Source organism: Flavobacterium reichenbachii (genome assembly GCF_002217435.1).
GTDB classification, from domain to species: domain Bacteria; phylum Bacteroidota; class Bacteroidia; order Flavobacteriales; family Flavobacteriaceae; genus Flavobacterium; species Flavobacterium reichenbachii.
On the sequence record NZ_MUHF01000002.1, the window covers coordinates 261,693 to 275,814 of the forward strand.

The window sequence follows — 14,122 nt, forward strand, 5'->3', positions numbered from 1 at the left end:
ATTTCAAAAATTAATGTTATATGAAAGTTAGTAAGATGTTATATTTTTAATTTTTAAGCTTTAGGTAATTTAATTTTAAAGGTTTCGCATTGCTAGGTTTAAATTTTCATGAAGTTACTTTTTAAATTTAGATCGAATTTTGCAATTGCAATTGTAATTGACATCGACATTACAATTGTTATTGCCATTAAAAAAACCGTACTTTGTATTTCAATTTTAACTTATGAATTCATCACTGTTTTACAGCGTTTTACAAAAACGTTTTCCTTTTGCACCCACTTATAAACAGGATATTTTTTTTCAGAAAATTGCTATTTTTCTAACAGAGCCTCAAAATGATACCATTTTTGTACTCAAAGGGTATGCAGGAACAGGAAAAACTACTGTAATCTCTACAATTGTACATAATTTAGAAGATATAAATAAGAAGTTTGTATTGCTTGCGCCAACTGGACGCGCGGCAAAAGTTATTGCCAATTATTCAAATACGGCAGCATTTACGATTCATAAAAAAATATATTTCCCTAAGAAATCTTCTGGCGGCGGAGTAGCGTTTACCAAACAAGTGAACAAACATAAAAACACGATTTTTATTGTAGATGAGGCTTCGATGATTTCAGACAGCACTTTAGACAGCAATTCGCTGCTAGATGACTTGATTAGCTACGTTTATTCCGGAGTCAATTGTAAAATGATTCTGCTGGGAGATACAGCACAGCTTCCGCCGGTAAATCTGGATATCAGCCCGGCTTTAGATATTCAGACTCTTGGAATTCATTATAATAAAGAGATAGAACATATCGAATTAGACGAAGTTATGCGTCAGGAAGAGAACTCAGGAATTTTGTTTAATGCCACAGAATTACGTGAGTTATTGAAAGAATCTTTTATAACCGAATTTCGATTTAATGTAAAAAAGTTTAAAGATATAGTTAGACTTACAGATGGTTACGATATTCAGGACGCTATAAATACCGCGTACAGTAATTATAGTATCGAAGATACCGCTTTTATAGTTCGCTCAAATAAAAGAGCAAATCAATACAACGAGCAAATCAGAACCAGAATTTTGTTTAAGGAAAGTGAACTTTCTGTGGGTGATTTTTTGATGGTTGTAAAGAATAATTATTTTTGGCTGAAAGAAACTGATGAAGCTGGATTTATTGCCAACGGCGATATTATCGAAGTTCTGGAAATGTTCGGAATTAAAGAATTATACGGATTTACTTTTGCGAAAGTAAAAATCAGAATGGTCGATTATCCCGATCAGAAACCTTTTGAAACAGTTTTGATTCTTGACACAATAAAAAGCGAATCTCCGTCTCTAACCTACGAAGAATCAAATCGTTTGTACGAAGAAGTGATGAAAGATTATGAAGATGAAACGACGAAATACAAGAAGTTTCAGAAAGTAAAAAATAACGAATATTTTAACGGCCTGCAGGTGAAATTCTCGTACGCCATAACGTGTCATAAATCGCAGGGTGGACAATGGGATACTGTTTTTATAGAACAGCCTTATCTTCCCGACGGAATTGACCGAGATTATATCAGATGGCTTTATACGGCTATGACGCGTGCTAAAAATAAATTATATTTGATAGGATTTAAAGACGAAAGTTTTGAGGAATAAAACACGAATTTCACGAATTAGCACGAATTATTTTTACATGAAGATTTGTGTAAATTAGTAAAATTTGTGATTGAATTTTTTTACTATGACAACATTAAACGATTTACATTCGATTTCGTCTACGTTTTCGAATACAGATAAAATGCCGGTTTTGTTTTTAGGACACGGCAGTCCGATGAATGCAATCGAAGAAAATCAATTTGTAGCAGGTTTTCGTGATTTGGCAAAAACATTGCCTCAGCCCAATGCCATTTTATGTATTTCGGCACATTGGTTTACAAATGGAACCAAAGTTACGTCAATGCAGATGCCGAGAACAATTCATGATTTTGGAGGTTTTCCGCAGGCACTTTTTGATGTTCAGTATCCCGCAAAAGGAAGTCCGGAATTAGCTTTGGAAACAAAAAAAATATTAGATCCAGTAAATGTCGAGTTAGACGAACATTGGGGTTTAGATCATGGTGCGTGGAGTGTTATAAAACATTTGTACCCAGAAGCCAATGTTCCTGTAATTCAGTTAAGTATTGATTATACAAAATCTGGACAGTATCATTTTGAATTGGCTCAAAAATTACAATCACTTCGTTACAAAGGTGTTTTAATTATTGGGAGTGGAAATATCGTGCACAATCTTCGCTTGGTTGATTTCAGGAATTTTGACAAAGACAATTACGGCTATGATTGGGCAATTGAAGCAAGAGAAACTGTAAATAATTATCTCTTAGATGGAAATTTTCAGCCTTTGATTGATTTCGAAAAAATGAATAAGGCAGTTCAAGTTGCAATTCCAACTCCAGACCATTATTTACCTTTGTTATATACTTTAGGTTTAAAGGAAAAATCAGAAGAACTGAGTTTGTTCAATGATAAATTGTTGGCGGGTTCCTTAAGTATGACATCCGTAAAAATAATGTAAAAAAACTTTGTGCAACTCTGTGTAAATCTTTGTGCAACTTTGTGATATAATTTTACAACAGAGAAACAGTAAGATTTACACGGAGGTTCACAAAGAATAAATAAATGATATGAAAATAATAGCTGTAATTCCGGCACGATACGCATCGACGCGTTTTCCTGCAAAACTAATGCAGGATTTGGGTGGAAAAACTGTAATCCTTAGAACTTACGAAGCTTCTGTAGCTACAAAATTGTTTGATGATGTTTTTGTGGTAACCGATTCAGATTTAATTTATGATGAAATCGTTTCTCATGGAGGAAAAGCCATAATGAGCATCAAAGAACACGAATCTGGAAGTGATCGTATCGCAGAAGCTGTTGCAAATCTTGATGTAGATATTGTAGTAAATGTACAAGGTGACGAACCTTTTACAGAAGGAGGACCTTTGGAGCAAGTTTTGTCTGTTTTTAAAAATGACACCGATCAAAAGATTGATTTAGCTTCACTAATGCGCGAAATTACAAACGAAGACGAAATCAATAATCCAAATAATGTAAAAGTTGTGGTTGATCAATCTCAGTTTGCACTGTATTTTTCACGATCGGTTATTCCATATCCCAGAGACAAAGATGCAGGTGTTCGTTATTTTCAACACATTGGGATTTATGCTTTTAGAAAACAGGCTTTGTTAGACTTTTATAGTTTACCAATGAAATCTTTAGAAGCGTCTGAAAAGTTAGAACAACTTCGCTATTTAGAATTCGGAAAGCGCATTAAAATGGTCGAAACAACGCATGTCGGAATCGGAATTGATACGGCTGAAGATTTAGAAAAGGCGAGGGCTATTTTGGGATCTTAGTTTGCGAAATAGTACGCGGATTGCACGGATTCGCTGTCGCGAAAGCACAGATTAACGCGGATTTTTTCTTCTTTTTTATGATTTTATGTCATTTCGACGAAGGAGAAATCTTCGCAAGCAGCTCGCTAAAGATTATGTAGAACTTTGTCAAAGTTTTAAACTTTGACAAAGTTGATAAAGAATTAAAATTAACAAAAAAGCTCCAAATATTGGAGCTTTTTTAGTATCTAAAATTCTAAATCCTTAATATAAACTAGGGAATTTAGAAGGATTAACTTCATTCATCATACTGTAAACTTTCTCAAAGATATCTTCGGCAGAAGGTTTAGAGAAATAATCACCATCCGTTCCGTACGCTGGTCTGTGTGCTTTTGCTGCCAATGTCTGCGGTTTGCTGTCTAAATATTTATAAGCATCTTGTTCTTCTAAAATCTGCTGTAAAATATAGGCAGAAGCACCGCCTGGAACATCTTCGTCAATAACTAAAAGACGGTTTGTTTTGGCAATACTTTTTACAATATCTTTATTAATATCAAACGGAAGCAAAGATTGAATATCAATCACTTCACAATCGATTCCTAAATCCAGCAATTCATTAGCCGCCTGCTGAACTAATCTTAAAGTTGATCCGTAAGAAACCAAAGTAATATCAGCACCTTGTTTTAAGGTTTCAATTACTCCAATTGGTGTTTTGAATTCTCCAAAATTCAGAGGTGTTTTTTCTTTTAAACGATAACCATTTAAACATTCAATTACCAAAGCTGGTTCGTCACATTCTAAAAGCGTGTTATAAAAACCTGCCGCTTGCGTCATGTCGCGAGGTACCAAAACATGAATACCGCGGATAGCATTGATAATCATTCCCATTGGTGAACCAGAATGCCAGATTCCTTCTAAACGGTGTCCGCGTGTTCTAATAATTAACGGTGCTTTTTGTTTTCCAACAGTTCTATATTGTAAGGTAGCCAAATCGTCACTCATGATTTGGATAGCGTATAGTAAATAATCTAAATACTGAATTTCAGCAATCGGACGCAAACCTCTCAATGCCATTCCGATTCCCTGACCAATAATAGTAGCTTCACGAATTCCGACATCGGCAACACGAAGTTCACCGTATTTTTCCTGCATGCCTTCCAAACCTTGATTTACGTCACCAATGTTTCCTACATCTTCACCAAAAATCAATGTTTCTGGATATTTGGTAAACAAAGCGTCAAAATTGTCACGTAAAATCATTCGGCCATCCAGATCCGGTTTAGCATTTTCTGCATATTCAGGAAGTACTTTCTCTACAGAAAATACATTTTTGGCAGATTCAGAATGTAAATTACTGCTGAATTTTTCCTGAGTCACAGCAAGATAATTCGTAATCCAGTCGGACAATAAAACTTTACTGTTTGGAACTTCAATAAAACGAAGAATCTTTCTCGCAATAGAAAGCATATCTTTTTTCAAAGGCGCTTTTATCGCGTTTAATTCCGTAATGTATTTTTGAATTTTTTCTTTATGGTTTATACTTACCTCAGCAATCTGCTCCAATAAAGCCATCAGATTCTTTTGATCCTCAATAATAGGATTTATAAAAGAGTTCCAAGCTTCTTTTTTGGCTTCCAGAACTTCTTTTTTTAATTGAAAGTCAATCTCTGCCAATTCCTCCGGAGACGCAATATTAATCGCAATCATCCATAATCGCATTTGGCGGATACAATCAAAATCTTTTTCCCAAGCCAGTCTGTCGCTATTTTTGTAACGTTCATGAGATCCTGAAGTAGAATGTCCTTGTGGCTGTGTTAATTCGTTTACGTGAATTAAAACCGGAATATGTTCTTCACGGGCAATGGCGCCGGCTCTTTCGTAAGTCGAAACTAATTCGGCATAATCCCAGCCTTTTACTCTAAAGATTTCATAACCTTTTGAGTCCATATCACGCTGATATCCTTTTAGGATTTCAGAAATGTTTTCTTTTGTTGTTTGATGTCTGGCATGAACAGAAATTCCGTATTCATCATCCCAAACACTCATTACCATCGGAACTTGTAAAACTCCTGCAGCATTTATGGTTTCAAAAAATAAACCTTCAGAAGTACTTGCGTTACCAATAGTTCCCCAGGCAACTTCATCACCATTTACAGAGAATTTATCTTTAGTAGTAATACCGTCAACGTTTCTGTAAATTTTTGATGCCTGAGCCAATCCAAGTAATCTTGGCATTTGCCCTGCTGTAGGAGATATATCTGAGCTTGAATTTTTTTGTTTTGTTAAATCTTTCCAAGAACCGTCTTCGTTTAAACTGTGGGTTACAAAGTGTCCGCCCATTTGTCTTCCGGCAGACATTGGATCAAAATCTAAATCAGTGTGACCATATAAACCTGCGAAAAACTGCTTTGGATTTAATTCTCCAATAGCCATCATAAAAGTTTGATCGCGATAGTATCCAGAACGAAAATCCCCATTTTTAAAGGCTTTAGCCATTGCAAGCTGCGGTACTTCTTTTCCGTCGCCAAATATTCCAAATTTAGCTTTTCCTGTTAATACTTCTTTACGACCTAAAAGACTACATTCGCGGCTGGTTACTGCAATTCTATAGTCGTTCAATACCTCAGTTTTGAAATCTTCAAATGTTAATGTAGTATTGCTTTTTTCTTTTATCATAATCTTGAGGGTCATGTATTAGACTGCGAAATTACTTAAAAACAATCAATAATCATAATTCTTTAAAATAAATATAATTTAATTATTTGTATTTAAAATCAAAAAACTACGTACTTTTTTTGATGTATTTTTATATAAAATTTATTTTTAATGATAATTTCGTATGTTTTTCTTTAAAATTTATTTAATTAAAACCATTTTCGGGTAAAAAGTGTGACTAATGTTCGAGGAGCAAATGTGACAATAAATCGAACTTTTTCATTGTATTTTGTTTGAGAAATTTCCCACCCGTTATTAGAATAAACCGGAAAATAAAGTTCAAAATAATCAGGAACAAGATTTAAACGAATACCGCTGTCATACGCAAAATCAGTCTTAGAATGTTTGTTTTTAAGAAAACCAACATCTCCATAAACCTCGATCCAGTTCCAGAGTGCATAGCTCGCATTCATTGTCGCCATCCATTGATCGGCGTAGCGTGGTGCTATTTTAGATTTAAAGCCTCCTTCTGCAATCACATACTGCTGGCTGAAAATACCTGTACTCTCAGATCTTCCTAAAAAATTATAATCAAACAGATAATCAGTCGGTCTGTCTAAACCAAAACTAAAATAATCTGAATTTGTTGTATTGTATATAAAGGTTCCGGCATACAATCGTAAATTGAGTTTATGATTGTTTTCAAATAAATGCCGGTATTCTACTTCTCCGGAAATTTTTCCGAAATCAGAAGAAAACTGTACATCATTCATAAAACTAAAATGATCAATAAGTTCGGTTTTTACGTTAGAATAACGAACATTAAAAATCGAATAATTGGGTTTAGAATTATCAGTGATATATTGACTCGCTTCTCGGTTTACAATTACTTGACGGGCCAGAATAAGCTGTTTTCTATTGTCTCTGAAATTTTCTTCACGAATTCGAAACTGAACCATCGGATTCAATCGTAAATATGTTGCATTTTCGGCATAATGAAAATAATTCTGGCTGATCGAATACCTAATATTGTAAAGTTTACTGTCTCTGTAATTTTCACTCCACGAAAAAGCCGATGAACCGGTTATTGTTTCGGCAGTCATAGAATATGCAGGATTGATATCGAATACAAAAGGTTTGTCTAAAATAGTTTTGTTATGAAAACGTATTCCAGGCGTAAAACCATCATACAAATTATAAGTAAGCGTAGGTATATATAATATCTGGTTGTAATAAGGATCTTCCAGATCTTTGGCAAAATTAAACTTTATTGGGCGGTTGGTTACCACCACACTTTTTAATGATTTCCAGTTGTTTCTCAGGTTAAATTCCGGAACTTCATTATCGTAATTCAGTACTATTTTGTCTGCATTTTTCCGATCAAACTGGTAGATAGAATCGCTGTTTTTTGGCTCTATCCAATTTTTAAAAACGACTTCATTTTTCTTAATACCATAAACAGGAATAGGAGCAAAAATGCCGCTTTTGTTTCTAATCGAAAACCGAACGCTGTCTGCAGTTCGAGAAACATTAGAAAATTTATAATCAATAATATCTCGGGAATCAATAATGGTCGTAAAAAACCAATCTATATTTTTTGAACTGTTTTTAGTTAATATTTTTTCAAAATCATATCGATTTGCCTGTCTTTCTTTATTCAGATTATAAAATTCCTGAACACTTTTAGGAACCGAATTTTGGTTTAAATAATCATCCAGATAACTCAGACTTAAGCCTGCACGGTATTTGCTCGCAATTTGTTCATTAAATTTTATCAGATTATTTTTTGGTTCACCAAGCGGCTGATCAAGATTTTTACGCGCCATCAGCATATAATAATAACTGTATTGCTCGTTAAATGTCAGATTGGTAATGTTATAACTTTTAAAAAGTTTCATGTTCGAAAGACTTCCCAGCATTTTTTGATCCGGATGATTTTCTTCAATAAATTTCATCATCGTGTAAATCTGGATTCCGTCATAGACCCAATTGTCTTTTCTTGGATCCAAACGAAGGCTGTTTTTGAGGTAATTATTCAAATAGGTTTTCAGGAATTTGATTTCAAAGATAAAATCATCTGAAAACGGACTGATAAAAGATGGAAGCTGATTGAGTCCGTAAAAGGGATTTCGCTCATAATCTGCCTCAGAAACAGTAATTTTTTCGTGCGGATATTTTCCGATAAAACTTTCAGAAAATGAAATTACCCTATTAATAATAATAGCTTTCTGAATCTCGTCAAGCTTTTTACTGTTTAAATTAGAGAGAACCTCCAAGCCGTTGCTGGTGTAACTTTTGTAACTGTTCTGCTTTTCAATAATAAAATTAAAATCGGTTCTGTTTTTTGCGGAAAAAGAGTAAGTAGTAAAAGCCGTATTACTGATATCTTTAGAAACCGAATTTAAATCTGTTGTAATAGTATATTGATTCGGAATTTTAATCTCAATTTCATAATCTGTACCCGCATTTGCAATATCATCCAGATTAAAATTGTTGTACTTTATAAAACGATGATTTTCAAAACGTGCAGGACTTAAAAACCAATTTTTCAAGCTCATATTACCGTTCTGATCAAAACCATAATGAGTAAATTTACTATTCGGGATTTTTGCAATATAAATTAAATGCAGATCAATTTTTTCATTTGGAGCTAATTTCCGATTCAGTTTTACCACAATAAAATCCGGATTCTTATCAGTTCTTTCCCATTGCAGAGCCATATTGTCAGAATCCAGCAGATTCAAAATGGTTGTATTTCCTCTTTCTTCGGCTTTAGCCAAATGAAATCCCCTGTAGAATTCATCAGAAAAACGTCTAGCCAATGGTGTATTTTTATCAGAAAAAGCATTGTTCCAGTCGTTTAAAACAATCGAAATAATAGAATCGTTAGAAGTGTTGTAAAATGTAATGTCCTGTCTGACATTGAGTGTTTTCATTTCAAGATTTACCGCAGCCTCGATCTTAGACTGATGCTGCGCATACTGTTTTATTGAGTTTAATAAAACAAAAACAAAAATTATAATTTTATAAATTGATTTCAAGGATGTCTTAAAAATTAACGATATACTTAAGTTACGAGCATAAAGTTGTTTTGGTTTTCTGTAAAAATAGAATAAAAAAAGCTGTTATAAAAACAGCTTTGAAATTTAATATGATTTTACCATATAAGTGATATAAGTTAGAGAATGAAATCCCAAATTTTATCCCAGTTTCTGGACCAAAATTCAAACAAATCCATTTTCATCCGCGTTTTCGCTTTAGCGAATCAGTTTCATGAGTGTCAATTTATATTTACTTATATCGCTTATATGGTTTAAAATATTTCTAGAAATTAGGACTCAAATCGTATTTTTTGTAGAATTTATCCAGCGCTTCAACAACTTCATCCTCAGTATCTACAATCTTAAATAAGTTCAAATCATCAGGACTTACAGTTTGCATTTTCTCCACCAAAACCGTTTTTACCCAATCAATCAAACCAGACCAGAATTCAACTCCAACCAAAATAATTGGAAACTTTCCAATTTTTTTTGTCTGAATCAAAGTGATCGCTTCAAACATTTCGTCCAGAGTTCCAAAACCTCCCGGCATCACTACAAAACCTTGCGAATATTTTACGAACATTACTTTTCTCACAAAGAAATAATCGAAATTCAGGTTTTTATCATGGTCAATGTAAGGGTTAAAATGCTGTTCAAAAGGCAGTTCAATATTCAAACCAACAGAAGTTCCGCCTCCTAAATGTGCGCCTTTATTACCAGCTTCCATAATTCCCGGCCCTCCGCCTGTAATTACGCCATAACCAGCCTTACTAATTTTAAATGCAATTTTTTCAGCCAGTAAATAATATTTATCTTCTGGTTTTGTTCTCGCCGATCCAAAAATAGACACACACGGACCAATTCTTCCCATGCTTTCGTAACCATTTACAAACTCAGCCATGATTTTAAAAATCGCCCAACTGTCATTGGTCCTGATTTCATTCCACGTTTTTTGTTTCAAACGGTCCTGAATTATTTTATCTTCATCATTATCAAAATCTTCTAATCTCATTTTAGGTATCTTAATTATTTATATTTTTATTTCTAGCTGTGTCGTTTTAAATGTAGTCGAAGTAAGGAGCTATTTCCTGCTGTCCACTATATCTTTTGTGGTGTCCCGAGACTTCGGGACCACCACAAAAGGATGCCGTTCCCATCAGGGCTAGGGCATTAGGTTTCAAAATAAACATTTGGTTCAATTGAAATAGCTTTTTTTAAAGTTTGAATTTAAAAAAGGGCGGATGCTAAATTAGCACTTTTTATTATAATTCTTATAAAAACGGAAGTTTATAATCTAAAAGTAATGTTTAGTTAATAAGGAAATTTTGGATTTTGTTTATAAGTTTTTGATAATCAAAAGAAACCTAACAGGTTTTTAAAACCTGTTAGGTTTAATTATCTTATAAATCGTATAATATGAATTAATGTGTTTTAAAACTATTCCAATAGGTTTTGAATATACCAGCTAAAGTTACTTCCAAGAAATATAATTCGTAATCATTATCTACTGGCCACAATACAACTTTGTATTTTTTTATTATATCTCTTGCAGGATTCATTTCATCATTTGTTATTGTTGCCCGATCAATATCTCTATTTTCAGTTTTCCATTTTTCTCCAGTTTTTAAATACGCTAAACTACATTGGTTATGATTTTTTCCCCAAGCATGTTGTCTTAATCTTCTAAAAACTGTTCGGCTTATACCAACATATACAGGAATTATAAAATTATCTTCTTCTTTGCCAAAAACATACAATCCCTTAAAGTCATTTGGATTAGTACAACTTCTAGTTGCACTATATCCCAATTCGTCAATCTTTTTTTTATTTATGAAAATTTTACCATTGATTGAGTCATATAAATTTGAAACAGTTGGACACTCAGGAGAATTTAATTTTTCTAAAATACTCTTAGCTATTTTATCTGCAGAACTAAATAAATTATTTAAATTTTCGGGATATGCTTCTTTTTTAAAATTCATTTGTCACCTATTATTGAATTGAAAATCCGAAAACTTTATCCTAATCAAGCATTCTCTCTGGTAAAGTTTTGCTTTTTCAATTCTTTTTAAACGATTTTTTGATGTTTTATCATAAATTCTATATTTTTTTTCATAGATAGAATTTTAGTGTTTTAAACTTTGAAAAAGATCTCTTCTTTACCCTAATTCTTTTTTCAAAAACTTGGCCGTATAACTTTTTTTATTTTTCGCTACTTCCTCCGGAGTTCCTTTGGCGATTAATTGTCCACCGCCTTTTCCGCCTTCCGGGCCAATATCGATAATATAATCTGCAAGTTTTATTACATCCATATTGTGTTCGATAACCAGAATTGTATTTCCTTTATCAACCAGTTTGTTGATAACATCCATCAAAACGCGAATGTCTTCAAAGTGAAGTCCAGTTGTTGGTTCGTCCAGGATATAAAATGTATTTCCCGTATCTTTTTTAGACAATTCTCCAGCTAGTTTTATACGCTGCGCTTCTCCGCCAGATAGTGTTGTACTTTGCTGACCAAGCGTAATATACCCTAAACCAACATCCTGAATTGTTTTTACCTTTCTATAGATCTTTGGAATCATTTCAAAAAACGGAACCGCTTCATCAACCGTCATATTCAATACATCCGAAATTGATTTTCCTTTATATCGAATTTCCAGCGTTTCTCTGTTAAAACGTTTCCCCTGACAAGTTTCACATTCCACATAAACGTCCGGTAAAAAGTTCATTTCTATGGTTCGAACTCCAGAACCTTCGCAGGTTTCGCAGCGTCCGCCTTTTACGTTAAAACTAAAACGTCCGGCTTTGTAACCACGAATCATACTTTCAGAAGTCATGGTAAACAAGTTTCTGATTTCGGTAAAAACCTCCGTATAAGTCGCCGGATTCGAGCGCGGCGTTCTCCCAATCGGACTTTGGTCAATATCAATTACTTTGTCAATATGTTCCAGACCTTCAATCTTTTTGTAAGGTTGTGGTTTTTTTACGCCGTTAAAATAATACGCATTCAAAATAGGGTAGAGCGTCTCATTAATCAAAGTCGATTTCCCACTTCCTGAAACTCCTGTAACACAAATTAATTGTCCTAAAGGCAATTCGATCGAAACATTTTTTAGGTTATTTCCAGTTGCTCCGGACAGTTTTAAAAACTTTCCGTTTCCTTTTCTGCGTTCTTTCGGAATCTCCAGTTTCATTGTACCGTTCAAATATTGAGCAGTAATCGTATTCGATTTTAAAGTTTCAGCCGGAGTTCCAATGCTGATAATTTCTCCACCGTATTTTCCAGCTTTTGGTCCAATATCAATTACGTAATCTGCCGTTTCGATCATATCTTTATCGTGTTCAACCACAATAACCGAGTTCCCTATGTCGCGTAACTGTTCCAGAGATTTGATTAGTTTTTCATTATCTCTTTGATGCAAACCAATACTTGGCTCATCCAAAATATATAAAACCCCAACTAATTGAGAACCAATTTGGGTTGCCAGACGAATACGCTGTGCCTCACCTCCGGAAAGTGATTTTGAACTTCGGCTTAAAGCCAAATAATTCAAACCAACATTCATCAAAAAGTTCAAACGGTCTTTAATTTCTTTAACTACTTCAGAAGCAATCAAAAGTTGTTTGTCTGATAAATGACTGTTTAAATCTGCAAACCATGCTGTTAAGTCTGAAATATCCATATCACATAATTCTGTGATATTTTTTCCATTTACCCTAAAAAACTGCGATTCTTTTTTCAAACGTGAGCCATCACAAACTGGACAATTTACTTCGTCCATGAAATCTTTTGCCCAGCGTTTTATTGTTGTAGAAGCACTTTCGTCATATTGATTTTTGATGAAATGCGAGATTCCTTCAAAATCTATTTTATAATCGCGCGTAACGCCTAAATCTTTTGAATTTACTGTGAATTTATCCTTTCCGCCATGCAAAATCATGTTCATGGCTTCTTCGGGAATTTTTTCAATAGAGTCTGTTATTTTAAATCCGAATTTTTCTCCAATAACTTCTAATTGCTTAAAAATCCACGACGATTTATACTCGCCAAGCGGAGCAAAACCACCAGCTTTAATCGATAACTTCGGATTCGGAATAATCTTTTTAACATTGATTTCGTGTACTGTTCCTAAACCGTTGCAATGCGGACAAGCCCCTTTTGGAGAGTTGAACGAAAATAAATTCGGTTCTGGATTTTGGTATGAAATTCCAGTTGTCGGACACATCAAATTTCTACTGAAATAACGCACTTCGTTTGAGTCCTGATCTAAAATCATCAAAACATTTTCTCCGTGATGCATTGCGGTATTAATACTTTCCGCCAATCTTTTTTGATTGTCTTCCGTATCTTCAATCAGCATTCGGTCAACCACAATTTCAATATCATGAGTTTTATAACGATCCAATTTCATTCCCGAAACTAAATCCTGAACTTCACCATTGACACGAACTTTTAGAAATCCTTGTTTGGTAATTTGTTGAAATAATTCCGCATAATGACCTTTTCTGGCTCTAATAATCGGAGCGAGAATGTTTATTCGTTTTCCATTAAAATCCTCCATGATCAAATCTTTAATTTGATCATCAGAATAAGAAACCATTTTTTCGCCAGTGTTGTAACTGTAAGCGTCTGCGCCACGAGCATATAAAAGACGAAGGAAGTCATATATTTCCGTAATTGTCCCAACTGTAGAACGCGGACTTTTACTGGTTGTTTTTTGTTCAATAGCGATTACTGGCGAAAGTCCGTCAATTTTATCCACATCCGGACGCTCCAATCCGCCTAGAAACTGTCTTGCATACGCCGAAAACGTTTCAACATAGCGGCGCTGTCCTTCGGCATAAATGGTATCAAACGCTAATGATGATTTTCCCGAGCCAGAAAGTCCTGTTATTACAACAAGTTTTTCACGCGGAATAGAAATATCGATATTTTTTAGATTATGAACTCTTGCACCAAGAACTTCAATAGTATTGTCTTTATCTAGCATAAATTTGAGCAAAACGCAAAGTTACCACTTTGATTTATTCTTTTTGTGCTCAATAGCAAAACTTTA

8 protein-coding genes are annotated in these 14,122 nt (G+C 34.0%); 3 read left to right on the forward strand and 5 right to left on the reverse strand.

The window, feature by feature from the left end; all coding sequences use genetic code 11:
* The first annotated feature begins 223 nt into the window (after positions 1-223).
* From B0A68_RS03345 to kdsB, 3 genes are all read left to right on the forward strand, one after another.
* Entirely contained in the window at positions 224-1,633 is a 1,410-nt protein-coding gene (locus tag B0A68_RS03345) for an ATP-dependent DNA helicase (RefSeq protein WP_035683268.1), read from the forward strand.
* Between the two features lie 85 nt (positions 1,634-1,718).
* A complete protein-coding gene (gene ygiD, locus B0A68_RS03350; protein ID WP_035683270.1) occupies positions 1,719-2,549 on the forward strand; it encodes a 4,5-DOPA-extradiol-dioxygenase in 831 nt (276 codons plus the stop codon).
* Positions 2,550-2,658: 109 nt separating this feature from the next.
* Positions 2,659-3,390, forward strand: coding sequence for a 3-deoxy-manno-octulosonate cytidylyltransferase (gene kdsB / locus B0A68_RS03355; RefSeq protein WP_035683272.1), 732 nt, complete (start codon positions 2,659-2,661; stop codon positions 3,388-3,390).
* Positions 3,391-3,633: 243 nt separating this feature from the next.
* Here the strand turns inward: kdsB and B0A68_RS03360 are convergent, their stop codons facing one another.
* From B0A68_RS03360 to uvrA, 5 genes are all read right to left on the reverse strand, one after another.
* Positions 3,634-6,045, reverse strand: coding sequence for an alpha-ketoacid dehydrogenase subunit alpha/beta (locus B0A68_RS03360; protein ID WP_035683274.1), 2,412 nt, complete (start codon positions 6,043-6,045; stop codon positions 3,634-3,636).
* Between the two features lie 188 nt (positions 6,046-6,233).
* Complete coding sequence (locus B0A68_RS03365; protein WP_035687992.1) at positions 6,234-8,984, reverse strand: gluzincin family metallopeptidase; 2,751 nt, start codon at positions 8,982-8,984, stop codon at positions 6,234-6,236.
* A gap of 364 nt (positions 8,985-9,348) precedes the next feature.
* Positions 9,349-10,077, reverse strand: a complete 729-nt coding sequence (locus B0A68_RS03370; RefSeq protein WP_035683276.1) for an LOG family protein — start codon at positions 10,075-10,077, stop codon at positions 9,349-9,351.
* 409 nt (positions 10,078-10,486) lie between these two features.
* On the reverse strand, positions 10,487-11,047 hold the full coding sequence (locus B0A68_RS03375; RefSeq protein WP_035683277.1) for a GIY-YIG nuclease family protein: 561 nt from the start codon (positions 11,045-11,047) through the stop codon (positions 10,487-10,489).
* A 177-nt stretch (positions 11,048-11,224) separates the two neighbouring features.
* Positions 11,225-14,056: an excinuclease ABC subunit UvrA gene (gene uvrA / locus B0A68_RS03380; RefSeq protein ID WP_035683279.1), complete on the reverse strand. Its 2,832-nt coding sequence runs from the start codon at positions 14,054-14,056 to the stop codon at positions 11,225-11,227.
* Positions 14,057-14,122: the final 66 nt, after the last annotated feature.

What these genes read in the sequence shown, in the direction of transcription:
- B0A68_RS03375 (WP_035683277.1), bottom strand. Translation starts at nt 11,047, where the DNA reads ATGAATTTTAAAAAAGAAGCATATCCCGAAAATTTAAATAATTTATTT.
- uvrA (WP_035683279.1), bottom strand. Translation starts at nt 14,056, where the DNA reads ATGCTAGATAAAGACAATACTATTGAAGTTCTTGGTGCAAGAGTTCAT.
- B0A68_RS03360 (WP_035683274.1), bottom strand. Translation starts at nt 6,045, where the DNA reads ATGATAAAAGAAAAAAGCAATACTACATTAACATTTGAAGATTTCAAA.
- B0A68_RS03345 (WP_035683268.1), top strand. Translation starts at nt 224, where the DNA reads ATGAATTCATCACTGTTTTACAGCGTTTTACAAAAACGTTTTCCTTTT.
- B0A68_RS03370 (WP_035683276.1), bottom strand. Translation starts at nt 10,077, where the DNA reads ATGAGATTAGAAGATTTTGATAATGATGAAGATAAAATAATTCAGGAC.
- kdsB (WP_035683272.1), top strand. Translation starts at nt 2,659, where the DNA reads ATGAAAATAATAGCTGTAATTCCGGCACGATACGCATCGACGCGTTTT.
- ygiD (WP_035683270.1), top strand. Translation starts at nt 1,719, where the DNA reads ATGACAACATTAAACGATTTACATTCGATTTCGTCTACGTTTTCGAAT.